The 25,747-nt window shown below is 36.2% G+C and carries 24 protein-coding genes and 1 other RNA gene; 20 read left to right on the plus strand and 5 right to left on the minus strand.

Features of this window, described 5'->3' with window-relative positions:
* Window positions 1–19 precede the first annotated feature (19 nt).
* Both V4B18_RS00735 and gshB read right to left on the minus strand, forming a co-directional pair.
* Window positions 20–1,054: a PstS family phosphate ABC transporter substrate-binding protein gene (locus tag V4B18_RS00735; protein ID WP_455475954.1), complete on the minus strand. Its 1,035-nt coding sequence runs from the start codon at window positions 1,052–1,054 to the stop codon at window positions 20–22.
* 150 nt (window positions 1,055–1,204) lie between these two features.
* Window positions 1,205–2,143 (minus strand): glutathione synthase, encoded by a 939-nt coding sequence (gene gshB / locus V4B18_RS00740; RefSeq protein WP_455475955.1) that lies wholly within the window; start codon window positions 2,141–2,143, stop codon window positions 1,205–1,207.
* An 87-nt stretch (window positions 2,144–2,230) separates the two neighbouring features.
* Here gshB and V4B18_RS00745 point away from each other — a divergent pair, with 87 nt between their 5' ends.
* Window positions 2,231–3,028 carry a molybdopterin-synthase adenylyltransferase MoeB gene (locus V4B18_RS00745; protein WP_455475956.1) on the plus strand — a complete coding sequence of 266 codons (798 nt, stop codon included), beginning with the start codon at window positions 2,231–2,233 and terminating at the stop codon, window positions 3,026–3,028.
* Window positions 3,029–3,126: 98 nt separating this feature from the next.
* Here V4B18_RS00745 and V4B18_RS00750 read toward each other — a convergent pair whose 3' ends face one another.
* The 3 genes from V4B18_RS00750 to V4B18_RS00760 form a co-directional block, all read right to left on the minus strand.
* On the minus strand, window positions 3,127–3,483 hold the full coding sequence (locus tag V4B18_RS00750) for an ABC transporter permease subunit (protein ID WP_455475957.1): 357 nt from the start codon (window positions 3,481–3,483) through the stop codon (window positions 3,127–3,129).
* A 41-nt stretch (window positions 3,484–3,524) separates the two neighbouring features.
* Window positions 3,525–3,905, minus strand: a complete 381-nt coding sequence (locus V4B18_RS00755; protein WP_455475958.1) for a hypothetical protein — start codon at window positions 3,903–3,905, stop codon at window positions 3,525–3,527.
* Window positions 3,906–5,559: 1,654 nt separating this feature from the next.
* A complete protein-coding gene (locus V4B18_RS00760) occupies window positions 5,560–6,123 on the minus strand; it encodes a c-type cytochrome (protein ID WP_455475959.1) in 564 nt (187 codons plus the stop codon).
* A gap of 102 nt (window positions 6,124–6,225) precedes the next feature.
* Between V4B18_RS00760 and V4B18_RS00765 the strand changes: the two genes are divergently transcribed.
* From V4B18_RS00765 to rimP, 19 genes are all read left to right on the plus strand, one after another.
* The gene (locus tag V4B18_RS00765) at window positions 6,226–6,957 is read left to right on the plus strand and encodes a 3-deoxy-manno-octulosonate cytidylyltransferase (protein WP_455475960.1); all 732 of its coding nucleotides are present in this window, start codon (window positions 6,226–6,228) and stop codon (window positions 6,955–6,957) included.
* Complete coding sequence (locus tag V4B18_RS00770) at window positions 6,954–7,817, plus strand: prephenate dehydratase (RefSeq protein ID WP_455475961.1); 864 nt, start codon at window positions 6,954–6,956, stop codon at window positions 7,815–7,817. Before V4B18_RS00765 ends, V4B18_RS00770 begins: the two co-directional genes overlap by 4 nt.
* A 563-nt stretch (window positions 7,818–8,380) precedes the next feature.
* Window positions 8,381–8,788 (plus strand): hypothetical protein, encoded by a 408-nt coding sequence (locus V4B18_RS00775; RefSeq protein WP_455475962.1) that lies wholly within the window; start codon window positions 8,381–8,383, stop codon window positions 8,786–8,788.
* Between the two features lie 786 nt (window positions 8,789–9,574).
* Window positions 9,575–9,672: signal recognition particle sRNA small type (ffs, locus tag V4B18_RS00780), an RNA gene on the plus strand.
* A 232-nt stretch (window positions 9,673–9,904) separates the two neighbouring features.
* The gene (locus V4B18_RS00785) at window positions 9,905–11,830 is read left to right on the plus strand and encodes a DNA polymerase III subunit gamma/tau (RefSeq protein WP_455475963.1); all 1,926 of its coding nucleotides are present in this window, start codon (window positions 9,905–9,907) and stop codon (window positions 11,828–11,830) included.
* Window positions 11,831–11,844: 14 nt separating this feature from the next.
* Window positions 11,845–12,165, plus strand: coding sequence for a YbaB/EbfC family nucleoid-associated protein (locus V4B18_RS00790; RefSeq protein WP_455475964.1), 321 nt, complete (start codon window positions 11,845–11,847; stop codon window positions 12,163–12,165).
* Between the two features lie 40 nt (window positions 12,166–12,205).
* A complete protein-coding gene (gene recR, locus V4B18_RS00795) occupies window positions 12,206–12,811 on the plus strand; it encodes a recombination mediator RecR (protein ID WP_455475965.1) in 606 nt (201 codons plus the stop codon).
* A 67-nt stretch (window positions 12,812–12,878) separates the two neighbouring features.
* Window positions 12,879–13,907: a YeiH family protein gene (locus tag V4B18_RS00800; protein WP_455475966.1), complete on the plus strand. Its 1,029-nt coding sequence runs from the start codon at window positions 12,879–12,881 to the stop codon at window positions 13,905–13,907.
* Window positions 13,908–15,208: 1,301 nt separating this feature from the next.
* Window positions 15,209–15,892: a tRNA (adenosine(37)-N6)-threonylcarbamoyltransferase complex dimerization subunit type 1 TsaB gene (gene tsaB / locus V4B18_RS00805; RefSeq protein WP_455475967.1), complete on the plus strand. Its 684-nt coding sequence runs from the start codon at window positions 15,209–15,211 to the stop codon at window positions 15,890–15,892.
* Window positions 15,892–16,383 (plus strand): ribosomal protein S18-alanine N-acetyltransferase, encoded by a 492-nt coding sequence (gene rimI / locus V4B18_RS00810; RefSeq protein ID WP_455475968.1) that lies wholly within the window; start codon window positions 15,892–15,894, stop codon window positions 16,381–16,383. The genes tsaB and rimI overlap by 1 nt, the downstream gene beginning before the upstream one ends.
* Window positions 16,384–16,414: 31 nt before the next feature.
* Window positions 16,415–17,791, plus strand: coding sequence for a tRNA (N6-isopentenyl adenosine(37)-C2)-methylthiotransferase MiaB (miaB, locus tag V4B18_RS00815; RefSeq protein WP_455475969.1), 1,377 nt, complete (start codon window positions 16,415–16,417; stop codon window positions 17,789–17,791).
* A 159-nt stretch (window positions 17,792–17,950) separates the two neighbouring features.
* Window positions 17,951–19,075, plus strand: a complete 1,125-nt coding sequence (locus V4B18_RS00820) for a PhoH family protein (protein WP_455475970.1) — start codon at window positions 17,951–17,953, stop codon at window positions 19,073–19,075.
* The gene (ybeY, locus tag V4B18_RS00825; RefSeq protein WP_455475971.1) at window positions 19,072–19,548 is read left to right on the plus strand and encodes an rRNA maturation RNase YbeY; all 477 of its coding nucleotides are present in this window, start codon (window positions 19,072–19,074) and stop codon (window positions 19,546–19,548) included. The genes V4B18_RS00820 and ybeY overlap by 4 nt, the downstream gene beginning before the upstream one ends.
* Before the next feature lie 100 nt (window positions 19,549–19,648).
* On the plus strand, window positions 19,649–20,647 hold the full coding sequence (locus V4B18_RS00830; RefSeq protein ID WP_455475972.1) for a hemolysin family protein: 999 nt from the start codon (window positions 19,649–19,651) through the stop codon (window positions 20,645–20,647).
* 1 nt (window position 20,648) lies between these two features.
* Window positions 20,649–22,265 (plus strand): apolipoprotein N-acyltransferase, encoded by a 1,617-nt coding sequence (gene lnt / locus V4B18_RS00835; protein WP_455475973.1) that lies wholly within the window; start codon window positions 20,649–20,651, stop codon window positions 22,263–22,265.
* Window positions 22,266–22,411: 146 nt separating this feature from the next.
* The gene (locus V4B18_RS00840) at window positions 22,412–22,828 is read left to right on the plus strand and encodes a helix-turn-helix domain-containing protein (RefSeq protein ID WP_455475974.1); all 417 of its coding nucleotides are present in this window, start codon (window positions 22,412–22,414) and stop codon (window positions 22,826–22,828) included.
* 130 nt (window positions 22,829–22,958) lie between these two features.
* Window positions 22,959–24,227 (plus strand): methionine adenosyltransferase, encoded by a 1,269-nt coding sequence (gene metK / locus V4B18_RS00845; protein ID WP_455475975.1) that lies wholly within the window; start codon window positions 22,959–22,961, stop codon window positions 24,225–24,227.
* Window positions 24,224–24,925, plus strand: coding sequence for a tRNA (guanine(46)-N(7))-methyltransferase TrmB (locus V4B18_RS00850; RefSeq protein ID WP_455475976.1), 702 nt, complete (start codon window positions 24,224–24,226; stop codon window positions 24,923–24,925). The genes metK and V4B18_RS00850 overlap by 4 nt, the downstream gene beginning before the upstream one ends.
* A 120-nt stretch (window positions 24,926–25,045) precedes the next feature.
* The gene (rimP, locus tag V4B18_RS00855) at window positions 25,046–25,678 is read left to right on the plus strand and encodes a ribosome maturation factor RimP (protein ID WP_455476491.1); all 633 of its coding nucleotides are present in this window, start codon (window positions 25,046–25,048) and stop codon (window positions 25,676–25,678) included.
* Window positions 25,679–25,747: the final 69 nt, after the last annotated feature.

Raw genomic sequence — 25,747 nt, forward strand, 5'->3', positions numbered from 1 at the left:
TCAGAAAATTATTTCAAAATCATCTGCTACCAGTAGAAAAAGCAGAACGTTGCGTCTGCCGTTCCTTTTCAGAAGCAATAATTAAACCATATTCAGCCAATGGGCCATTTGAGCCAATCATTTGATCAGAAATAAAAAAGTCAACATATTCTCGCAAACCTAGAACGATATCTAAATGCGCTTTTTTAACATAGAAATAAAGTGGACGAGAAACTGGATATTTACCAATAGAAATTGTTTCAACGTTTGGTGAAAAACCATTGATATCTGCAACCTTTAACCTATCAGCATTATTTTCGTAAAAAGACAAACTAAAGACACCAATCCCTGTTTTATTAGAAGTCAAACGAGCAAAAGTTTCAGAGTAATCACCATCAATATCAACAACCTTTCCATCTTTACGTACAGCAACACAAGCATCACGAATCTCCTTGTTGTTCATACCTAAAGATTTCATTACCTCAACTGCGCCACTATCTCGACAGCCTGCAACGAGCAATTTTTCATCAAAAATTTCACGCGTCCCATGCTTTTCTCCAGGAATATAAGCTGCTATCACCCAATCAGGCAAAGCATTATTAACTTCATTCCATTTCGAAATTTTATTTGGTTGTAATTTTCCATTCACAACAACCTGAGCAGCCAGTGCTCTATAAATATCTACTGTTCGCAGCTTCCAATCAGGACCACTTATATCTGTCGCAAAAACAATGCCATCATATCCGATGCGTATTTCTTCAATATCTTTTACACCAGCATTAAAACAAGACTGTAATTCACTTGGCTTCATTGCCCGTGAAGTATTAACGATATCAATTGTATTTTCTCCAATACCACGGCAAAAATCCTTAATACCAGCACCTGAACCACCCGATTCAATAATTGGAACCTTAAAATTAGGATAAATTTCTCCAAATATTTCAGCCACAATTTTTTGATAAGGTAACACCGTTGATGAACCCGCAATTCGAATTTGATCGCGTGCGTTGCTAGCGTTCACCGATAATACAATCGCAAAAACCAGTCCCCCTCCAATTGATAACAATCTGCTCATCCATAGACTCCTTAAAATATGAAGTAAAATCTCTCATTAACATCATATGGTTGCCTAAATTTAATTCACCTTTTCAATGTGATAAATATAAAAGAATAGCATGCATGCTTTTTTAACAAAACTATGTTTTGGTTTTCTTTTTCAACAAACTTAACTTGAACGTTTTAGTTCAACGATATCCCAAAAAAGATTAGCAATATCCGCACCACCAAAACTTTTAATTTCACGAATTCCAGTAGGAGATGTAACATTAATTTCTGTCATATAATCTCCAATCACATCAATTCCTACAAAAAGAAGACCGCGCTCCCGCAAAGCTGGACCGATGCGCTCACAAATCTCATAATCACGTTTTGTTAAATCAACGTTTTCTGCATGGCCTCCAACATGCATATTAGAGCGAACATCCATTTTTGCTGCAATCCTATTAATCGCTCCCACAGGCTTACCATCAAGTAAAATGATACGTTTATCCCCTTTTCGCACATCATCCAAATAGCGCTGGACAATAAAAGGTTCATGATAAATTCGTGCAAACATTTCTAAAAGTGATGCTAAATTGCGATCATCTTGTTTTAAATGAAAGACACCTGCTCCCCCATTTCCGTAAAGTGGTTTAATAATAATATCGCCAAATTTATCTCTAAAGGATTTTATTTCTTCCATGTCTTTCGTAATTAATGTTTCTGGCATCAAATCAGAAAACTCAGTAACAAAAATTTTTTCTGGACTATTGCGCACCCATGCTGGATCATTCACAATCAGTGTCTTAGGATGAATGCGCTCTAACAAATGAGTCGTGGTAATATAATTTAGATCAAAGGGGGGGTCTTGGCGTAAAAGAACCACATCCATATCCATCAACCCCATGCACACAGGTTCCCCTAATTGATAATGATGTCCTTCTTCATCCTGTACCGTCAGTGGCTCTAACCATGCAATCACACAGCTATTGCGCATCGATAAGCGGTCTGGAGTATAATGAAAAAGAGAGTGTCCACGTTCTTGCGCTGCTAAAGCAAGCGCAAACGTAGTATCTCCCTGAATCCGAACTGTTGAAATATGATCCATCTGAATAGCAATTTTCATGAACAAAACCTCTCTGTAACTAAAAGCGGACTGGTCTATGCACCATAAATTTAGTAATAATAAAGGGACTATGACAAGAGAAAGCCTATGATACAAGAAGTTGATAAAAAATTAAGCAACGAGGAAATCGAACGCTACGCACGCCACATTATTTTGCCTGAAATTGGTGGCATAGGGCAACAAAAGCTTAAGGCTGCACGCGTTCTTGTCATTGGTGCAGGAGGTCTTGGTGCTCCTGTCTTAATCTATTTAGCTGCTGCAGGCGTTGGTACCCTTGGAATTGTTGATGACGACGTTGTCTCACACTCCAATTTACAGCGCCAAGTTATCCATAAAACAAACACAATTAACCAATGCAAAACTGACAGCGCTAAAGCTACTATAGAAGCAATAAATCCCCATGTTTCGGTTGAAAAACACAATCTACGCTTGGATAAAAGTAATGTGGATAAACTATTAAATGCCTACCATATTATTGTTGATGGAAGTGATAATTTTGCCACACACTATCTGCTTGCTGATCATGCAGCTCAATGTGCAAAGCCTTTAATAAGCGGCGCTGTAGAACGTTTCAATGGATCATTAACAGTGCTCATGCCGTATAAAGACAATAACCCTCACTATCGTGATTTATTCCCAAACCCGCCAGCTCCTGATATTATTCCAACATGTGCTGAAGCTGGAATCATTGGTGTTTTACCCGGAGTAATTGGAACACTACAAGCAATGGAAGCCATTAAACTTATTACAAATATCGGCGAACCTTTAGTAGGGAAAATCCTCCTCTATAATGGGTTATCAGCGCAATTTAATATAATTGCCTATAAACGACCAGATTCTAGCGCAAATGCAGCAGCTATCAGAGCCTGTGTAGAAAATTTTTAAGCTGCAAAATATGATCAACACAACCATATTTAGCCATTTCTTCATTACGTATAACAATCACTTCATGCGCTAATGCTTTAACAATCTTCAAATCATGGCTAATAAATAGATAACCTAAATGTCTTTCGCGAGTCAAAAACGTCTCGCGCTGCCTCACCAATAAATGTTAATAATGATAATATAACAGCAATAACAACAAACCCTGTAATACAAATCCAAGGAACATTCAGGTTTATGATTGCTTGCCGCATCAATTCACCTAAAGAAATATAACCAAGGGGAAGACTAAAGCCTAAATAATCAAATAATGTAAGCAATGAAACCCCTGATGTTAGTAAAAATGGCATATAAGTTAGAACAGCAACCATCGCATTTGGTAATAAGTTCCGTATCATTACAGTTCTATTAGGAACTCCTAAAGCACGTGCAGCTAACATAAGTAAAATTGCGTGCACAATAAAAATTCTGCCCGCACAACACAAACCAATGTTATCCATTAAAAAAGAAGCATAACTCCCTGCATCCCCCAAAAATCCTGTGCTAAAACCGCAACCATGATAATAGCTAAATAAAGTGAAGGTACAAAAGACCATATTTCAATCAGATACTGAAAAATTAAACCAATCCAACTACCAAAATATCCCTGAACAGTCCCTACTGCAACATCAATGATAGTTGAAACGATCATTAAAAGAATATTAAAAATTCTCGATACTTGAAAACCATATAAAGCTCGCGCAAAGATATCACGCGTTAGATCGTCCGTTCCAAACCAGCTCCACCGGCTCATTGAACATTCTGGATTAGCACTTCCCCACGCATAATTAACACAACGCTCTTCTTTTACTTTGAAACCCAAAAGGAGGGCTAATACCACAATTTTTTACCTCCGACCGTATTATAAGAATAACGCACTAGCGACCATAAATAATGCTCAACCATGTAATTTCATTTTGAATAAAAGAAGCATGAAAGTCTGCTACAACTAAATTTCTACCCAATCTCTCATCAGAATAGTCAAAAAAACAGCTTCTCTTTATAAGAAGCAATAATTAGGCGATCATTTGCAATAAATCCTGCTGAAAATGAACAAAAACATAAAAATAAAAAGACCATAGTGACCACTAACTGCGCCTATTTTGCTTAAAATTGCGCAAACGGCACGCGGCACGCATTTAATGGAGAAAAAAGCTCTCTCTTTGCAACTTAGAACTGTGCGAGCTTATTACATCTTCCTTCTTTCCTTCTCGCATCATAAATTTTTTTATCAAAATCAATCCGTGGATCGACTAGCATATAGACGATATCAGAAATGAGACTAACAATTAAACCAATTAGAAAAAAATATTAAAGAGAAGCAAAGACGACAGGATAATCACAATTAACAATAGAAGTATAACTTAAACGCTCCATACTATTTAACGAATAGGGCAGCTCAATCAATAAAGATCTACTAAAAAATGATGCCATAAAAGTTGCAGGAAAACCCGCAATCACAATTTAAATTGCGTTGCATAAACATGCCCATAAAGAACCAAACGTTTACTTATCCCTTTAAGCGCGCGCTGTGATAATATACTGCTAACGAATTTTTCTAAAAACAATTTTTTGTTAGCAAAATCGCTATAGCAAAAACAGAAATGACCATTGCCGTTAGCGGAAGAACCAAATGATAAGTGTAATTTAATATTTTCCCATTCAAAAGACAATTGATCAAAATTATCAGATTTTAAATGACTTAGTGGAAATCAATTTAAAAAAGATCTTCCAGTAAAAAAACTATTAAAAAGATACAAAAAAGAAAACTTGGAATGGCATGACCGATGATGATAAAAGTGCTTGTTCATACACCAAAAGCCTCTCTCTTTAAGAGCGTTATAAATTCCTAACGGAATAGAAATAACATAGGAAACCAACAAGTTCCAAAATCCAAGCGAAAAAGAAACGAGTCAAGCACTTTTAATAAGCTCAATAACTGAACGCCCTTGTGTGTCAGCGTCCCAAAAATCAAATTGCAAATAAACGACACAGTATTATGAAATAATGCTCTAAAGGCGGCTTATCAAACTCGAATTGTCTTTCAAGTTTTGCAATAAATTCTGGATCTATCCTTAACCGCCGCGATATTTGAAAACTCCAGAAGAAGATGATCCAACATTAACACCGTCTAAAACAACATTAGAAGAAAGATCAAGATCACTCCTGCCACCTCTACTTGTTCAGCATCACCGCCACACCTTGTAACTGAGCAATAATATTTTTAATAAGCCCACCTAGCATAAATTGAATAACGATAAACGTCACCGTTAGATACCAATCAATATCAGTATAATAAGTAAAAAATGCTATAAAATATAGGCTGCCATTTTTATTTTTACCTTTCGATACGATTGCACCGAATTAATTTTAAATAATGTATCAGTAATAATCTTTCTGATAAATCTATAACGATTTTTTGATAAATTCACGAAATCTAAATTGCAAACAAAAAGCAGCTACACTCCTTCTAAAATAAGCATTTCTGGCGTAGCTTAATCCGACACGTCTCCTTTATTACCTACTGGCAAAGAAACAGGCTGATCAGATAAACTCCGTAAATAAAGCAAAAGATCAGCACGGTCTTGGTCATTTTTGATTCCACGAAAAGACATAATTGTTCCTGGAAAAGCTTCACGTGGTGATTGCAAATAACGATCTAAAGTTACAAAATCCCATTTTTTATCAGAATTTGCGCGCAATACCCGTGAATAAGCAAAATCTGTTGCACCCGCTAAAGGACGATTAACTATCTCCCAAAGTGATGGACCAACACGGCCAGATCCTTTATATTCAGAGGAAGTATGGCATATGGCACACTGACGAAAAATTTTGCGCCCATTTTCAAGATTACCTTGTTGAAGACGATCATTTAATGACAGAGAAGCTTTAGGCGTTTGCTGTTTTTCCTTGAACGCACCATTTTCGGTAATCTTATAAGCATGCTGAATCACTGCAGAATTATCGTAAACCTCATCGCGGATAATGGAAATTCCCATCCATATAATCAGCAAGAATAAACAAGCACAAGAAAAACAGGCGACGATTAAACGATTCATAAAAATTCAAACGTTCATACTTTTTACTGCTTTTAGTTTAAGCTTTTTTTCTATAATACACAATATCATAAATGCATCACACATAACATTTGGAATTTTACGATGGTTATTGAACCGATTATTTTCATTCCTGCTAGAATAGGCTCGACCCGTTTACCTCAAAAAGCTTTGGCTGATATCGCTGGAAAACCAATGATTGTTCATGTTGCTGAACAAGCCAAAAAAGCTGCTATAGGACGTACTATCGTTGCAACAGATCATAATGATATCGTCAAAGCCGTTACAGCTCATGGACATGAATGTATCATAACACATAACGACCATAAATCTGGATCTGATCGTATTTATGAAGCTTTAACCAATATTGATCCTGAGCGGCAATATAACACTATTTTGAATGTACAAGGTGATCTGCCAACAATAACCCCCAATGAAATCATCAGCGCTTTGCAACCTTTAGAAAATAACTTAACGGATATTGCAACTTTGGGTACAAAAATTGTTGAAGAAGATGAAAAAACAGATCCGAATATCGTAAAAATTATTGGTACACCACTCTCTCAAAATCGTCTTCGTGCCCTTTATTTTACCCGTGCAACAGCACCTTATGGAAATGGTTCTCTTTACCATCATATTGGAATATATGCCTATCGACGAGAAGCACTTGAACGATTTATAGCTCTCAAACCTTCTACGCTTGAGCAACGTGAAAAACTTGAACAATTGCGTGCACTAGAACATAACATGCGTATTGATGTAGAAATAATCGATACAATTCCTCTAGGGGTAGATACGCAACGTGACCTTGATAAAGTGCGTAAGATTTTAACATGAAGATGACTGAAAAAACCAATAAAATCTCCTTTCAAGGAGAATACGGTGCTAATTCTCATATTGCTTGCTCCAATATGTTTCCCGATATGGAAGCTGTGCCTTCTGCGACTTTTGAAGATGCACTCAATTTAGTGGAAAGTGAGCAAGCTGATCTTGCTATGATTCCGATTGAAAACACTCTTGCTGGTCGTGTTGCAGATATTCATCATCTTTTGCCGCAATCATCACTCTATATTATTGGAGAATATTTTTTACCTATTCATTTTCAATTAATAGTTTTACCTAGTGTTACATATGGAGAAATCGAAACCGTCCACAGCCATGTTCATGCCCTTGCACAATGCCGTAAAATCATTCAGAATAATAACTGGAAACCTGTCGTTTCTGCCGATACGGCTGGAGCTGCAAAATTTATTAAAAAAAGCGCTAAACGTTCACAAGCAGCTTTAGCACCTCTTCTTGCAGCAGAAATTTATGGACTTGATGTTCTTGAAAAAAATGTTGAGGATAGTCCTCATAACATTACTCGTTTTGTCATTCTTTCACGCTCCCAACAGCACGTACCAAAACCTCAAAATGGCGAAAAAATCATTACGAGTCTTCTTTTTCGGGTGCGCAATGTACCAGCAGCTCTTTATAAAGCTATGGGAGGTTTTGCCACAAATGGTATCAATATGACAAAGTTAGAAAGCTATCAAATTGGTGGAAACTTCAATGCAACACAATTTTTCGTTGATATCGAAGGGCATCCTGAAGATCCTATGATGCAACTCGCCTTGGAAGAACTATCTTTCTTTTCTGCTGAATTTCGCATTATCGGCATATATCCTGCTAAAAAAGATCGAACACTGCATGTATAAAACAACTAAATCGTACAGTTTTTCTTTGACATCGAAGAAAAACTTGAAGAATCCCCATGGTGCAATTTACTTTAGAAAAGCTGTCTTTTTGCTAAACTCTTTTTTATAAGGACACTGAAAAAATAAGTGACAACTTTTCACAACAAAATGCTAAATTTTCTGATAACATTCTTTCATCATAACAAATACCAATTCAATCAGCACAAGAAATAAAATAAAAAAATTAAATGATACAAAAACAAAAATAAGCGTTTCTTTAGCTATCCATCACTTAATAAACAGAAAAGAAGCTCCTTGAAGATATGTAAATGAGCTTTCGTGGCAATTTATTTCAAAGGGAAATGGTAAAATTTTTAAATGAGAACAAAAAATAATTTAAGCTACCATTAAAGTAAATCAAAACAACGACGTATTCAAATCTTTCACTTTCAAGCACTTTTAAAAATGGTTTTATAAAGCGAGAAAATTCATTTTAGCCTTCTATTTTTGAGATAAACTCAATCTTCTATATTTATAAAAACTGATTTATGATTAATTATATTTAGGATAAAGGAAAAAATATAATGAAAAAAATCTTCACTCAAGGATTATTAGCTGCAAATATTCTGGCTTGCTCCAATGCTGCATTTGCCGGATTTGGTGAAAAAAAATGGAATTTTACACCGAATGAAAGAATTACGATTAGTGCATCCGATTTAATACATCAGGGCGTTGAATATTCTTGTAAGACATTTAAGCCCAAGAAATCTTCTTTTACTTTATCCTACTCTTCTCCTTCTGACTTAGATAAATTAAGAATTGTTGCTGATGATGAAAAGAAAATAACACATAATAAAAAAAAGAAAATCTTTACACTTAAAAATATAAAATCCCTCGATATAAGCTTTCCTTCGTCGGGAAATTATATCTTCAAAAATATTACTAAGAAAAAAGTTATTGGTATAGATTGTGATACAGGGGATTATGATTGATAATACTTCCAAGAATACCTAATTTTCGAATAAACTTATCCAACTGCTTAGATAAGCTTTTTTCAAAATCGGGGATGATAGACTCTCAAAGCCGGCTTTTTTGTGAAGTCTAATTTTTATACTTGTACAGCATCGTCTATAAATCACAATACATAAACAAAAAGGAACAAAATTTGCTTTAGGCCTATAAGTACGTTCCATATTTTACTCAATATAGGCAGCAACATTGAACAACAAATTGACCCGTTAACAGTAAAATAAATGCCACAATATATATGAAAAATCCTAATCTCATTTTTTAGTCATGCTAAAATCTACGACTGCGTTCAGAGCACACCCACTTAAGCTTACTCAAAGAGAAACTAATTTCTTTTCTTTGTAACTGTTAAGGAATTCATCCCCCATTTAAAGCAATATAATGTAGATTACACCGCGCTATTCAGCACCAGTATTTTCTCCCAATTTTTCAATTTCAGCTAATTAAATAAACTTTTATGCTTCATCTCTTTACTTTTTGCTACTGCAAATCTTATATAATTTATTGAGCAACTTTAGAAAAGTAAACGTTCCTTCCCAAAAAACTAAAAAACTTTAGCCAATTAGCGTCTCCTTAATATTGAATAAAACAGACGCTTTGTTCATACAAAATAAATATGCAATGAACTCCTGTCCTGTTTATCATCCATAGAACAAGAATTAAACTCAAAGGAAAAATTCTTTATCGTTCTTACTATATTTTTCGTTTCTTAGCTTGATTTTTCATTTTAAATCGACAATATGAATTTGGGAGGTTGGTGGTGGACGAACAGCTCGCCAATCGGGTCAGATCTGGAAAGAAGCAGCCCCAACGAGTTTTTGTACGGGTCATCATGCCAGCCTCCTATTTTTGGAGTATGCATTATATTTCTGCTACTTTCTGTATAGCGCTTTTCAATCTTCAAGATGACATTTTGCGAATAGCAAACAAAAGACTGTGCACCTTCTCTAGGCAAGTGATTTCATTCTATTAAAAATAAATTTATTGAGAAAAAATCCTTTTATATTTAAAGTGCAATATTAACCTGCGCTCTCGTATTATCAAGATATATTCAAAAAGCTTCAAAATTGGAATCATTGATGAAAAATATGCCAGTAGAAACGACTTATCGTGTTCTTGCTCGCAAATACCGTCCTCAAAATTTTTCTGACCTTATTGGTCAAGAAGCAATGGTGCGTACTCTTACTAATGCTTTTAAAACAGGACGCATTGCACATGCATGGATGCTTACAGGGATTCGCGGAGTGGGAAAAACCACAACAGCACGGATTTTGGCACGTGCGCTTAATTATAAAACAAAAGATGTTGATCAGCCAACTACCGCATTAGAGATACTTGGTGAACATTGCGCACAAATTATTGAAGGACACCATCTCGATGTTATAGAGATGGATGCGGCTTCACACACAGGCATTGATGATATTCGTGAAATTATTGAACAAATACGCTACCGTCCCGTTTCTGCACGCTACAAGGTTTATATTATTGATGAAGTGCACATGCTTTCAACACAGGCATTTAACGGCTTACTAAAAACACTTGAAGAGCCACCATCGCATGTAAAATTTATTTTTGCCACGACAGAAATTCGTAAAGTTCCCATTACAATTCTTTCACGTTGTCAGCGTTTTGACCTACGGCGTATTGAAACAGCAATTTTAGTTGCTCATTTACGCAAAATTGCTAAACATGAAAATATAGAGGTAGAAGACCAAGCACTTTCCATGATTGCCCGTGCCGCAGCAGGTTCTGCCCGCGATGCATTATCAATTTTTGATCAAGCGATTTCTCATAGCAACAATGGAAACGTCAGTGCTACTGCAGTGCGCACAATGCTAGGATTGGCTGATCAAGCACGCATTATTGATCTTTTTGAGTTCATTATGAAGGGGGACATTGTAAGTGCACTGCATGAATTTCGCAGTCAATATGATGCAGGTGCTAATCCTCTTGCTATATTAACAGAATTAGCCGATTTTAATCATCTTGTTACACGTTTACGTTTCACACCAGAAATAGCACAAAACTTCTCACTTACTGAAGATGAACGTTTAAGAAGCTTAAATTTTTCACAAAAACTTTCCATTCCTATTTTATCCCGAAACTGGCAAATGTTACTTAAAGGTTTGCAAGAAACCAGCCAAACAACTCGCCCGCTTCAAGCAGCTGAAATGTTATTGATTCGTCTTGCTCACGCTGCCGATCTACCAACTCTTGACGAAGCCCTAAAAAATCTCACGCAAGACAAAACACCTCCTACAGTCATTTCAAATTCTTCTCATACAAAATTTACAAATGCAAATAATACGGCAATAGTAGAAGCAAAATATACCCATTCTTCCCCTAATGATTTGAGCGCATTACAAAACCAACTAGATTTTAAAATATCCCTGAAAAATCAATTAGGTCGTGCTTTAGAACCAGAAGATTCATCGAAAATTCAAATTCCAGAAAGCACAAATTCTTCTGGGGTAACAAAAGTGTTTGAAAACTCTGAGCTTATTGGTCTTTCTGAAAAAAACGCAAATTCATTGCATCTCTCTGCACATACAGACGAAAAGATCATCAAACAAGAAACCACAGTTATTAATTCTTTGCATGATATTCTTAAATTAGCTGAACAGCATAATGATGACACTGTCAAAATATTTTTTAAAGAATATGTTCACCTTGTTTCTCTTGAACCAGAGCATATTACTTTGAGACTGCCTGAAGGCACTAAACGTTCACTTGTTCGTGACGTAGAAAAAATGCTGTCTCAATGGACAAAAAAACGCTGGGCTATATCCTTAGTGGACGAAGGTGGAGAACCAACCTTAAAAGAAAAAAGTGAAGCAGCAAAAAAAATGCTTTTTTCTAAGGCGCAGGCTGATCCGAATATCGAGAAAATTCTTCACTATTTTCCGGAATCTAAAATTGTTAATGTTCGTTTAAGTAAGCAAGAAAACGATCTTGATTTATCCAACAATGCCCTTAAAAATAAGAGCAATATCAAACACGAATAAGGATCCCTACTCTAATGCAAAATATAATGAACCTGATGAAAAACACCAAAGAAATGCAAAAAAAAATGCAGGAAATTCAACGAGAAATCGCTAGTTTGGAGGTAACTGGTGTTGCTGGCGGCGGACTCGTCAATATTACCTTAAATGGCCAAAATATTATGACAGTAATCAAAATTGATCCTTCATTACTCAATCCTGAAGAAGCTGAAATTCTTGAAGACTTGATTACAGCAGCCTATAATGAAGCTAGGACGAAACTTGAAATGGCCATAGCAGAAAGAACACAACGAATAACAGCAGGACTCTCACTCCCAGGTATAAGACCCTTGTTCTAATGAATCAAATTTCATTTAATCCTCTGGAGCAATAAATAGTATGGCAAAGTACATTGCAGGACCTGAAATTGAGCGTCTCATTCAACTTTTGGCGCGGATACCAGGTCTTGGTCCACGTTCAGCACGCCGTGCTGCACTCCATCTCATAAAAAAAAAGGAAGCATTATTAGAACCTTTAGGAGCGGCAATACAAGCTGCAACAGAGAAAGTTTGCATTTGTTCTGTTTGTGGAAATGTAGACACAACTAATCCTTGTTCAATTTGCACAGATCCTCGTCGTGACAATACAACAATTATTGTCGTTGAAGATATTGCTGATCTTTGGGCACTTGAACGTGCAAAAACTCTCGCGGCACGTTATCATGTATTGGGTGGACGATTATCTCCATTAGATGGAATTGGTCCTGATGAACTCAATATTGCTTCCTTAGTACAACGTGTTTTAATGGATCAAGTTACAGAAATTATTCTAGCCGTTAATGCTACCGTTGAAGGACAAACAACAGCCCACTATATCACTGACCAACTTTCTGATTTTTCAGTTAAAATTACTCGTCTTGCTCATGGAGTGCCAGTAGGAGGTGAATTAGACTATCTTGATGATGGAACCTTGGCTGCAGCCTTACAAGCAAGAACTAATCTTTAAAACTATCCTTGCTTAATTATTAGCCTTTTTACTTATTATTTCCTTTAAATTATAAAAAATATTTAAAATGCTCAATAAAAAAATCTCTTTCCTGCATGATTTTTATCCTGGCATCTTAATATGTCTGCTTATATCTGCCTTAGCTTATGGGTTAGAAACCATAGAAAAACTGTTTTTTTCAGAAAAATGGCTCGAAAGCCTTGTTTTAGCAATCTTATTGGGCTCTATTATCCGTAGTTGTTTTACTTTACCAATATATTTTCAAAAAGGTATAGCATTTTGCACAAAAATACCTCTTGAAATTGCTATTGTTCTTTTAGGAGCAAGTATTAGCATCAAAGCAATTCTCTCAATAAGCTTGAATTTACTTGGTTGTATCGTATTTTTTATATTTATCACTATTCTTATCAGTTTTGCCATCTGCCGACTTCTGGGACTTTCTGCAAATTTAGCAATACTGGTTGCTTGTGGTAATGCCATTTGCGGCAATTCAGCAATTGTCGCAACCGCGCCCATCATCAATGCCAAGCATGAAGATGTAGCCGCGTCAATTGCTTTTACTGCTCTTTTAGGGGTTTTGATTATTTTATTTCTACCCTTTTTACATCCACTTTTGAATTTATCCTTTAGCCAATATGGTGTACTTGCAGGCATGGTTGTTTATGCTGTACCACAAGTTTTAGCAGTAACAGCGCCTGTATCTTTTGTGAGCGTTCAAATTGCAACAATTGTCAAATTGGTGCGTATTTTAATGTTGGCTCCTGTTATTTTTACGCTGTCCATAATTTATCACCGACAAACACAAACGCATTTGCGTCTACACACTCTTGTTCCATGGTTTATTACTGGTTTTATTATTATGATGTTTATCCGCTCAAGCGGAGTTATTACTGCAATGGCTATCACTCCCATCAAATTTATTACTCAGTTATTCACTGTCATTTCAATGGCTGCATTAGGGTTAGGAGTTGATATCCATTCATTAAAAAAGGCAGGATTTCGCGTTATTTTTGCCTCAATCTGCTCTATTATCACTCTCGGTGTTTGTAGCTTTATTATGATTAAATTAATTGATCTACATCATATAACATTTTGAATATTCTGAAATGTTTTTATTTTTTGAAAATAATTCTCACACAATCCAGAGATTTGCCAATATTACATTATCCCCTTCAGTGAACTAAATTAAAATTGTATATATTTCTTTATCGTTCTGTATGAAAAGCATTTTTACTGTAATACTAAAAAAATTTCTCAATTATTTGTTGAATTTGTTTTTAAAACACTCATTGACTTTTATCTAAATAGAATGACATGAGTCTATCATCTCTCAAAAAGCTATGCTACTTTTTCATTTTCTATGAGAAAAGCCTATTTTTACAATAGGATAACAAAATACGTCATTATTGGAGAAAAAATGTATATGATCTTATGATTTACCTTTTCCCAATTACTGTTACTCAACATGTGTTGCAACAAAACACAATGAGAATTAAGTCAACATCAATCATACCTTATAAAATAATATGCGTTTTTGTAAAAAATTCTGTCACAGTTCAATATATTCATCTTTTTTCCTTGTGTAGACGATAAATACAACATGCAGAAAAAATATCGAATATTGGCTACTTATAGCAAAATATTTCAAAAAAATAACGCTATTTATTAACTCTAAAATCTTTATCTAAATACTGTAAAATACATCAGCAAAATAAAATTACAGCCGATAATATGTCCTCATCTTCCTTTTATTGCATCAGTTTTAATCTTACTGTCATATTCTTTTTGTTGTGCTTTCATCAAACATCTGCAAATATCGTGCTGATTTTATTCTGGAAGAATCAAATGTTTAAGTGGACTTACAGAAAAAATGTTGCTACCAAGGCTATCTGGAATAAATTTGAGCAACATGATAAAATATTTTATCATAATTTTGCTGATACGGAACTTAAATGATCAAATTAAGCGGTAACTTTATTCAAGCGTCACTGCGCAAATAAAGCCAGTCAACAGGTTTTTAATTAATTTTATGCTAAGTTGTGTTGAACCACACCATGCTTTTTCTGATATCAGTCAACACTTCCTTTAACAAAATTTGATTTTCCAAAGGAGGAACGTCAGTATATGCATGCCATTTACAATCATAGCTTAAGTAGCTTTCACCGATATTTGACCCTATGATCAAAAATAGAATAATGTGCTAAAAGATTCAAAAATCGTAGAATAATAATAATTATCAGGAAAACAACAGCTCCTTTCCAACCTTATGATCATAAAATTATTCCACATAACATTTATGAATGATATTATGTTATGTTATAAAACCAAGCATCTAAACAAAAACTAAAAAACACCATAAGCCTTTTGTTCATTATATCACTCAATTAAGATACCTTTATGCTCATTCTTGCCATAGACACTGCTTCAATTTATTGCGCTGTTGCACTTGTTCGCCACAAATCTGTTATTGCCCATCTTAGCAAACACATGAATAAAGGACATGCTGAAAAACTCATTGAGCATATTACGCAAGTAACTGCCCAAGCCAATATTACTCTTAGTCAAATTGACCGCATTGCCGTCAATATTGGACCTGGGTCGTTTACTGGTGTACGTATAGGTGTTGCAACAACAAGAGCTTTAGCCCTAGCATTAAAAATACCAGCTGTTGGAATAAGCGCACTTGAAGCATTCGCTGCACAGGTAATCGACAAAAATACCACATCAGCAATCGCTGTTGTCATGGATGCTGGTAGAAACATGTTTTATCATCAAAATTTTAGTGAAAATCTCACACCTTTGGGGATCCCTGGATTAAAAACAATTGAAAATATCATTGAGGATTTACCACAAAAAGCCACGCTAACTGGTTCAGCAGCTAACATCATTGCGCTACACATTAAAAAAAATAAAGTAAATAAAAAAATTGTCCTAGATCCAATCTTATACGAAGCAGCTGATATTGTAAACTATGCCCACCTTGCTGCAGATAAACAACCTCAAGATTCACCGCGTCCACTTTATCTGCGCAATGCAGATGCAAAACAACAAACTGATTTTGCCTTACCAAGAAAAAAATAATGGCCAAACTTTCATTGATAAACAAACGTTTTGGAGTTTTTCCACTACAAGCAGATGATAGCGATTTTCTTTATCAAATTCATCAGCAATGTTTTATACCTGCTTGGGGAAAAAAAGCGTTTGATAATTTCTTAAAAGATCGTTCTATCTTTGGATACAAAGTCTATCTCATTGACCAACCTGATAATGTTTTAGGCTTTTGCCTATGCCGTCTCATTCTTGATGAAGCAGAAATAATCACGATTGCGGTTCTTCCTCATTGCCGACGACAAGGAATTGGCCGCTTGCTGATCGATAGTGTACTTCATCATCTTCACCGAAAATGCGCCATAAAATTATTCCTAGAAGTAGACGAAACCAATCTTTCTGCGTTAAAACTTTATCAACGTTTTGAATTTCAGAAAATTGCAAAACGTCCTGCCTACTATCAATCAAAGAACAATCGCATAGATGCAATCGTTATGCAAAAAACTTTTAAGCAAACAGATTGAGATTTATGTAAAAAAAGTTTAAACACATATTATGAAACAAGAAAATCCTAAAAATCTATCTCCTGCTGCTCCTAAAAAGGTTTTTATCAAAACCTATGGATGTCAGATGAATGTTTATGACAGTCAGCGGATGACTGATAGCTTAAGTTCACAGGGTTATATCACTACACAAACACCAGATGACGCTGATCTTATTCTTGTTAATACCTGTCATATTCGCGAAAAAGCAGCAGAAAAACTCTATTCTGATCTTGGTCGCTTGCGGGTGATGAGTCAAGAACGGACACCTGACAAACCTTTAATGATCGGTGTAACGGGTTGTGTTGCACAGGCTGAGGGAAGTGAAATTTTACGTCGTGCACCAACGGTTGATCTTGTCATTGGCCCGCAAATGTATCACCGCTTACCGGATTTATTAAAACAAGCCAAACAGGGGAAAAAAATTGTCGAAACAAATTATGCTGTTGAAGACAAATTTGCTCACTTACCGCCTCATAATAAACGTGCTGTAAGAAAACGTGGCGTCAGTGCATTTTTAACCGTACAGGAGGGTTGTGATAAATTTTGTACTTTTTGTGTTGTGCCTTACACACGGGGTGCCGAAATATCGCGACCTGTCGAACAAATTACCGAAGAAGCACGCCAACTTATTGAAGCTGGTGTCAAAGAAATCACACTTCTTGGACAAAACGTGAATAGTTGGCATGGACAAAGTGCTAATGGAAAAACTTGGCGTCTTGGTGACCTTCTTCATCATCTTGCCAAACTGGATGGTTTAAAGCGTCTGCGTTATACAACTAGTCACCCGCGTGATATGGATGACAGTCTTATTGCTGCACACCGAGATCTTGACATATTAATGCCTTATTTGCATCTTCCTGTTCAATCGGGTTCGGATCGCATTTTAAAAGCAATGAATCGCCAACACAAAAGCATTCACTATCTTGATATCATAGAAAAAATTCGTACAGCACGACCTGATATTGCTTTTTCAGGTGATTTTATTGTAGGATTTCCAGGAGAAACAGATGAAGATTTTGAGGAAACTATCAAACTTATAAAACAAGTGCAATACAGCTCAGCGTACTCTTTCAAATATTCACCTCGACCTGGAACAGTTGGCGCAATAATGAAAAATCATGTTGATGAAGCTGTAAAGGATGCTCGACTTCAGCGTTTGCAAGTTCTTCTCCTTGAACAGCAGCATGCGTTCTTGCGCTCAAAAATTGGACAAACAACTGATGTTCTCATTGAAAAAGCAGGTCGTCACTCTGGACAAATGATAGGTCGATCCCCTTGGCTTTTACCTGTTGTATTGGATACAGAAGCATCTACAGGCACCGTAATGGCTATTCATATTAAAAATGCGAGCTCAAACAGTTTTGTCGGTGAAGCAGCAAATGTATAAACACATTCTTTATACCTTATTCAAAATAGATTTTAGAGAACTATTTTATTTCTGCAAAAAGTGATCATATTTAAAGTTATACCCTATGAGAAATAAGCTGTTTTTTTATAAAGATTATCCCAAAAAATATACAATACTTTTTAAACGTAGGAGAGTGGGTTGAGGGCTTTAACCGAAAAAGTAAAGCGCGTTAAAGAAAGAATAAATATTTGCCCTGAAAATGCTGATATCTTAAAAAAAGCAAGTGCATCGGATGTTAATCATATTGTTTTAATTTTTGAAAACAATAAATATGCAAAAACTGTATTTGGTAAATTTGACGAAAATCTTGCTTGTATTGAAAAAAAGCTCGGGCTTCATATTCATCCGCGCGGCAATGAGATTTCAATCCGTGGAGAAATTGCTGCCACAAAGCAAGCACAATATGTATTACAGCAGCTTTACAAACTCGCTAAAACACATCAAGAGCTCACTTTATCGGATACAGAAGGAGTGATTGCCATGGCAAATTTGCTACAAGAACAGCAAGAGTCTCCAGCAACAACGAAATCTGTAAAGAAGCATACATTAGCACGGTTAAGTACGCATAAAAAAATAATCTACGCTCGAACTTCAACACAAGATTCTTATATACGCGCAATGGAACGTAGTGAACTTGTTTTTGGTGTAGGACCAGCAGGAACAGGCAAAACATATCTTGCCGTTGCCCATGCAGCAATGCTTTTAGAACGTGGTATTATTGATCGCATTATTCTTTCACGTCCTGCTGTTGAGGCTGGAGAACATCTTGGTTTTCTTCCTGGAGATCTTAAAGAAAAAGTTGATCCGTATTTACGACCGCTTTATGATGCACTCTATGATATGATGCCAACCGAAAAAGTGGAACGTATTTTAGCTTCTGGCGCCATGGAAATTGCTCCCCTTGCTTTTATGCGTGGACGAACACTTGCTCATGCAGCTGTCATTCTTGATGAAGCGCAAAACACCACACCCATGCAGATGAAAATGTTTCTTACACGTCTTGGAGAAGGAACACGAATGATCATAACTGGCGATGTAAGTCAAATTGATTTGCCTGCAGGACAAAAATCAGGTTTAATCGAAGCAATGCGTATTCTCTCAAATGTAGAAAATATTGTAATCATTCGTTTCGGTGAACAAGATGTTGTACGCCATCCTCTTGTTGCCGCGATTGTCCGCGCTTATGATAATGATTTTATTATACAAAATAAAAAATGCCACTCTCATAAGCTTCATCAAAAAAATGAATTCTATTCGTCATGATTACCATTGATATAACTATTGAAAGCTCTGGGTGGTGTGATAAACGAGTGCTTTATGATATCGCTGAAAAAGCATTAACAACTACAATGCACCATTTATCACTAGAGAATATTGTAAGCGAAATTAGCCTGCTTTTTACGGACGACAAACATATGGCACAAATCAATGCACGGTGGCGCAATAAAAACGAACCCACTAATGTGCTATCTTTTCCTGCTTTTCCTCTTAAAATTGGAGATTCCCCTCAACTCATGCTCGGTGATATCATTATTGCGCGAGAAACGGTTTTGCTTGAAGCAATAAAAGAGAAGAAATCCTTTCAGGATCACTTGACGCATATGATTGTACATGGTGTTCTTCACCTTCTTGGCTATGATCATGAAACAAACGATGAAGCCTACCAAATGGAGAAGCTTGAGAGAGAAATCCTTCAAAAGCTCTCCATAAAAGATCCCTATACTGAATTGTCTTAAAATAATAAAACTTAACTTTTTAAATCAATACTATAACCACACAATTTAAAATAGTTTATGCATCTGTTATAAAAAGGAAAATTTAAAAGATTTTAAAACCATGATAGACAAAGTTAACGCACAAAAAAGCAATCAAACATCTTCTAATATTGAAGATCCCCCTTCTCAACGGACAGGTTCTACGGAAAAAAACTCCTTAATAAATAATTTATTTTCGTTCTTACGTGGCCGCAATTATACATCATTGCGCGATAATCTTGCAGTTGCACTTTCTGCTGATAACGAAAAAAATACATCTTTCTTCTCACCAGAAGAACGTATCATGCTTCATAATATCTTACGTTTGCGCGAAGCGCGCGTTGATGATGTTATGATTCCACGTTCTGAAATTGAAGCATTAGAAATAAATACTTCTCTTGGAGAAGCTCTTAAATGTTTTGCAAGAATTGGTCATTCTCGCATACCTGTTTATGCTGAAACCCTAGATGATCCGCGGGGAATGATCCATATCCGTGATATCCTTAATTATATGACTCACTTTATTACTAAATTGGCTCAAACTGATCAAACATCCGATTTTCTTCAGTTAAATTATGCAGATTTGCGTACACCAATTGGTGAACTGGATCTCATTCGAACAGTTCTCTTTGTTCCAAGTTCTATGATGGCAAACAAATTATTAACACGTATGCAAGCTACACGAACACAAATGGCTTTGGTTATTGATGAACATGGTGGCACAGATGGTCTAGTTTCTATGGAAGATATTGTCGAATTAGTCGTTGGGGATATCGAAGATGAACATGATGATGTCGACAACGCTATCATAAAAGAACCTAATAATAGATGGCTTGTTGATGCAAGAACTGAACTAGAAGATGTAGAAAAAGCTCTTGGTTCTAATTTTATCGTAGCAAAATACGGTGATGAAGTTGATACTATTGGTGGTTTAATTGTTTCTATTCTTGACCGCATTCCTGCAAAAGGTGAAGTTATTGACGCTGTACCAGGTTATCGCTTTCGTATTTTAGAAGCTGATAAACGCCGAATTAAACGATTGCGCATTTTTCGTATCTCAGAAAGTGAAAATTTTAAATAAAATGTCATTTTTAAAAAATAGCCAAATGTTTTTAAACAGATTCACGCTTTTTTTACTTTCTGTTACTGGCTGGAAGCGGCAAATGCTTATATTTTTATGTGGTGCATTAACATCTTTTGCACTTCCGCCTTTTTATTTGACACCTATTTGCTTTTTTACTTTTCCCGTTTTTATCGTTTTGCTTGACAAAATAAATATCATTCAAAACAATAAAAAGTGCCTTCTAATTTATGCTTTAAGTTGCGGAATTTTTGGCTTTAGTTATTTTATTTGTAGTCTTTGGTGGCTAAGCAGTGCTTTACTGATAGAGCCAGCTACTTTTAGTTGGGCGGTGCCATTTGCTATTTTTGGTCCTCCTATTTATCTTTCCCTTTACTGGTTTTTTGCTGGTTTCATTGTTGGTTTGTTATGGACAAAGGGGATAGCGCGCTTCTTTGTCTTGGCCTTCGCGTTAGGACTGGCAGAATGGTTGCGTGCTATCTTGTTTACGGGATTTCCATGGAATTCTCTTGGTTATACAGCTATGCCCACTCCGATGCTCATGCAATCAGATGCAATTGTAGGGCTTTATGGGATGAATGTTCTTGCTGTCTTAACCTACAGCTTTCCTACTGTTTTATTAACGGATGAAAAAAAGAAATTGGCACTTTTTCTTTGTTTGTTGCTTATATTAATCCATAGTGGTTTTGGATTTTACCGTCTCAATACCGCATCTGCCACAACTGATTATCAAAAAAGCGGTTATTGGGTACGCATTGTTCAACCTTCTATTCAACAAAACGAAAAATTAGATAATACGACATCAGAAAAGATATTGGCAGCTCATATAAAGCTAAGCACAACACCAACAGCTGATCAAAAGCCAGAACCCGATTTTATCGTATGGCCTGAAGCATCCATCCCTTACATTCTCAATGATTCATCTGCTCTTACAACACACATCGCTTCTTTTCTTAAACCTAAGCAATGGGTCATTGTTGGAGCTGTGCGAACTAGTAATGATGCCCCTCATTCTAAAACGCGGTATTTTAATACAATGGTAGTTATTAACGCAAAGGGTGATATTTTAAACACTTCTGATAAACTTCATCTGGTTCCTTTTGGTGAATATCTTCCTTATAAAAATTTGTTCAGTAAAGTTGGATTGCATGCTCTTGCTGATAATGTTGGTGGATACAGTACTGCTAATGCACGCAAAACTGTCATGATGCCAAATGGATTTTCTTATCTTCCCCTTATTTGTTATGAAGCAATATTTCCTAATGAAATGACTTTTAAAGGTCATCCTCCTCAAACAATCATTAATGTTACAAATGATGCATGGTTTGGTATAACCCCTGGTCCATATCAACATCTTCAACAAGCACAACTACGTACAGTTGAACTGGGAATCCCTCTTATACGAGCAGCTAATAATGGAATATCCGCTGTCATTGATTCTTATGGACGAATCGTTATAGCTCTTGAGCAAGATGCTGTTGGCATTATTGATTCACCGATTCCATCATCAATTGCCCTTGTATGGAGCAATGAATATAGAATAATATCTACTTTTATCTTATTCATTCTTATGCTATTGTGTCGCGTTGGTTTTGGTTCTACAAAACAGCCTCGATGATCGAGTGCCCATGTGCGGTGCTATATTATGTGTGCCAATAACGTTGGGAAAAGATGTTACACATTATTTTAATTGTATGATAAACTAACCTCATGTGAATCTGATGTTAGTTTGGAAATAAAGCGCTGGAAATAAAGAGTTGCAATATGACCGAGACTAAAAAAAGACCTGATCCTATAGATATTTACGTAGGAACTCGTATTCGTTTGCGTCGTAATATTTTAGGACTTACTCAAGAAAAATTGGGAGAAAAACTGGGCATTACTTTCCAGCAGATTCAAAAATACGAAAAAGGTACAAACCGTATTGGGGCAAGCCGCCTTCAAGCAATCGCAGAAATTATGGATGTGCCTGTTTCTTACTTCTTTGATAAGGGCATTGCTACCCAGCATGTAGAAGGTTTTGCTGAAAGCGATAACAATTTTATGGACTTTTGTTCTAGTAATGAAGGAATCCAACTTATGCGAGCTTTCACGAATATATCTGATGCCAAAGTCCGTCGAAAAATCATTGATTTGGCAAAAGCACTTTCTGAAGAAGAAGATTTGGCAGATAAGCTATAAAATAAAAACATATCCTTTCTTTCTATTATCTTACAAATAAGCATTGACGATTTGCCGTGGTATTGGCAAATAGGAGCGGCTTTAATAGACGATTAATAAAGTGTTGATTTTCTTTTTTGAAGGAGCTCCTATGCCGCATCAAGATTATCTTTTTACAAGTGAATCAGTATCGGAAGGACATCCTGACAAAATTTGCGATCGTATTTCCGATGAAGTCGTTGATATGATCTACAAAGAATCTCAAAGAACTGGTACTGATCCATGGTTAGTACGTGTTGCTTGTGAAACTTTAGTCAGTGTAAATCGTGTTGTTATTGCTGGTGAAGTACGAGTTCCTGATACACTCCTTAAAAGAGATAAAAATGGAAAATTTGTTTATGATGAAACTGGTTTTCCACTCATTGATCCTGCTCGTTTTCGTGCAGTAGCACGCCATGCTATTCGTGCAATAGGCTATGAGCAAGCAGGTTTCCATTGGAAGACCGTTAAAATTGACGTTTTGTTGCGCCCACAATCAGCGGACATTGCACAAGGAGTTGATAATGCTATAGATCGGCATGGCGAAGAAGGAGCAGGTGATCAGGGCATCATGTTTGGATATGCTTGCCGTGAAACACCAGATCTTATGCCTGCTCCAATTTATTATGCGCATAAAATTCTAAAGCTTCTAGCAGAAGCGCGTCACAAAAAAGAAGGCGAAACTGGAAAATTAGGACCAGATGCTAAAAGCCAAATAACAATACGTTATAAAAATGGAAAACCTGTAGAGGTAACATCCATTGTTCTTTCAACACAGCATTTGGATGAAAACTGGAGTTCCCATAAAGTACGCACAGTAGTTGAACCTTATATTCGTCACGCTTTACATGATATTCCCATTTCTGATCAATGCAGTTGGTACATTAATCCAACCGGAAAATTTGTCATCGGTGGTCCTAAAAGTGATGCAGGGCTGACAGGACGCAAAATTATCGTTGACACTTATGGGGGTGCAGCACCTCATGGTGGAGGAGCATTTTCAGGAAAAGATACCACAAAAGTCGACCGCTCTGCGGCTTACGCTGCACGCTATCTAGCTAAAAATATTGTTGCAGCTGATTTAGCTGAGCGATGCACTATTCAACTATCTTATGCGATTGGCGTTGCACAACCTTTATCCATTTATCTTAATCTCCATGGAACAGGAAAAGTTGATGAAAGTATCCTTGAAGCTACAATCCGCAAAATAATTGATCTTTCACCAACAGGCATTCGAAAACATCTTGGTCTTAACAAACCCATTTATGCAAAAACAGCCGCTTACGGTCACTTTGGACGCAAGCCAAAGAGTGATGGTTCATTTTCATGGGAAAAAACTGATCTCATTCAAAAACTTCAAACAATGATTAAAGCTCCATGATGGACTATAACACACGTATGAATGAAGCCTTTTTTGGTCGCCGACAAGGAAAACGGCTACGAAACAACCAGCGTACGCGTATAAAAATGCTTCTTCCAATTCTTAACATCGATTTAGATACACCAACACCTTCAGATCTAAAATCTTTATTTTCGAGTAAAGTAAGAGAAGTCCGTCTTGAAATTGGCTTTGGTGGAGGTGAACACTTGCTCCATGAAATGGAACATTTCCCACAAACTGGTTTTATCGGTGTAGAACCTTTCATCAATGGTATGGCAAAAATGTTAATGTCGATTGAAAAACATCAACAACATCAAAATCATCTTCGCCTTTATAATGATGATGCTACACGCCTCCTTGATTGGTTACCAAATGCCTCACTTGATGGAATAGATCTTTTTTATCCTGATCCATGGCCTAAAAAAAAGCATTGGAAACGACGTTTCATCAATATAAAAAATCTTAATCGTTTTGCTCGCGTTCTTAAAACAGGTAAAAAATTTCGCTTTGCCAGCGATATAGATAGCTACACAAACTGGACTCTATACCATTGTACACATCATCACAGTTTTGAGTGGAAAGCAGAAAGCCCTGAAGATTGGAAAAACCCTTATTCTTTATGGCTAGGCACCCGTTATGAAGCAAAAGCTTTACGTGAAGGACGAATACCTACCTATCTCACTTTTATTAAAAAATAAATGATAGAATGCTTTACATTATAAACAACTTGAAAAATTTTAAATTTAAGAGTATCAATAAGTGAATTCTTAGTCTTATGATGAAGAGTGGGTCATTTGGGTCCGCTCTTTTTTAATATCATGAAGCTGATAAAACCAGCTTCAATAAAGTATATAAGCGGAACTGAAAGAATGAACAACATTGACGAGCCGCGTCTATTTGAAGAGAATGGTATAGAGGCACAAGTTGCTGCTCTTATCGCACCAGTGCTTAAGCCTTTAGGCTTTCGTTTAGTTCGCATCCAGCTCCTTAGTCTAAATGGCCTAACGCTTCAGATTATGGCTGAGCGTGCTGATGGTTCTATGACAATAGACGATTGCGAAACTATCAGTCGAACTTTATCTCCTCTCCTTGATGTACAAAATGTTATTGAACGCAAATATCATTTAGAAATATCATCCCCTGGGATTGATCGTCCGTTGGTAAGGAAATCTGATTTTTTTCATTGGCAAGGACACATTGCAAAAGTTGAAACAAAAATAGCAATTGATGGACGCCGAAAATTTCGTGGAACACTCATGAATACCACGAAAGATGATTTTACCTTAAACATTGATAAAGCTGCCTCTGGAGAGACCATAGATATCTCCATTCCTTTTGATGATGTCATCGATGCGCATTTAGTTCTTACAGATGAACTTATTCGCGATTCATTGAAAAAAAATAAAGATTTAAGTCAGCAACTAATTTCTGATGATAGTCCTAACGTCTAAAAATAGGCATCAAATTATAACAATTAATATCGCTGGGATCCAACCCCATCGTTGTGGTACAAAGAAGGA

This window comes from Bartonella sp. B17, from assembly GCF_053795755.1.

Bases quoted from the DNA above. Each gene is read 5' to 3' on its own strand.
- lnt (WP_455475973.1), top strand. From the start codon at position 20,649: ATGTCATTTTTAAAAAATAGCCAAATGTTTTTAAACAGATTCACGCTT.
- V4B18_RS00760 (WP_455475959.1), bottom strand. From the start codon at position 6,123: ATGAATCGTTTAATCGTCGCCTGTTTTTCTTGTGCTTGTTTATTCTTG.
- V4B18_RS00800 (WP_455475966.1), top strand. From the start codon at position 12,879: ATGCTCAATAAAAAAATCTCTTTCCTGCATGATTTTTATCCTGGCATC.
- tsaB (WP_455475967.1), top strand. From the start codon at position 15,209: ATGCTCATTCTTGCCATAGACACTGCTTCAATTTATTGCGCTGTTGCA.
- V4B18_RS00770 (WP_455475961.1), top strand. From the start codon at position 6,954: ATGAAGATGACTGAAAAAACCAATAAAATCTCCTTTCAAGGAGAATAC.
- rimI (WP_455475968.1), top strand. From the start codon at position 15,892: ATGGCCAAACTTTCATTGATAAACAAACGTTTTGGAGTTTTTCCACTA.
- metK (WP_455475975.1), top strand. From the start codon at position 22,959: ATGCCGCATCAAGATTATCTTTTTACAAGTGAATCAGTATCGGAAGGA.
- V4B18_RS00765 (WP_455475960.1), top strand. From the start codon at position 6,226: ATGGTTATTGAACCGATTATTTTCATTCCTGCTAGAATAGGCTCGACC.
- V4B18_RS00745 (WP_455475956.1), top strand. From the start codon at position 2,231: ATGATACAAGAAGTTGATAAAAAATTAAGCAACGAGGAAATCGAACGC.
- rimP (WP_455476491.1), top strand. From the start codon at position 25,046: ATGAAGCTGATAAAACCAGCTTCAATAAAGTATATAAGCGGAACTGAA.
- V4B18_RS00830 (WP_455475972.1), top strand. From the start codon at position 19,649: ATGATAGACAAAGTTAACGCACAAAAAAGCAATCAAACATCTTCTAAT.
- V4B18_RS00850 (WP_455475976.1), top strand. From the start codon at position 24,224: ATGATGGACTATAACACACGTATGAATGAAGCCTTTTTTGGTCGCCGA.
- ybeY (WP_455475971.1), top strand. From the start codon at position 19,072: ATGATTACCATTGATATAACTATTGAAAGCTCTGGGTGGTGTGATAAA.
- V4B18_RS00785 (WP_455475963.1), top strand. From the start codon at position 9,905: ATGAAAAATATGCCAGTAGAAACGACTTATCGTGTTCTTGCTCGCAAA.
- V4B18_RS00840 (WP_455475974.1), top strand. From the start codon at position 22,412: ATGACCGAGACTAAAAAAAGACCTGATCCTATAGATATTTACGTAGGA.
- V4B18_RS00735 (WP_455475954.1), bottom strand. From the start codon at position 1,054: ATGAGCAGATTGTTATCAATTGGAGGGGGACTGGTTTTTGCGATTGTA.
- miaB (WP_455475969.1), top strand. From the start codon at position 16,415: ATGAAACAAGAAAATCCTAAAAATCTATCTCCTGCTGCTCCTAAAAAG.
- V4B18_RS00790 (WP_455475964.1), top strand. From the start codon at position 11,845: ATGCAAAATATAATGAACCTGATGAAAAACACCAAAGAAATGCAAAAA.
- V4B18_RS00775 (WP_455475962.1), top strand. From the start codon at position 8,381: ATGAAAAAAATCTTCACTCAAGGATTATTAGCTGCAAATATTCTGGCT.
- recR (WP_455475965.1), top strand. From the start codon at position 12,206: ATGGCAAAGTACATTGCAGGACCTGAAATTGAGCGTCTCATTCAACTT.
- gshB (WP_455475955.1), bottom strand. From the start codon at position 2,143: ATGAAAATTGCTATTCAGATGGATCATATTTCAACAGTTCGGATTCAG.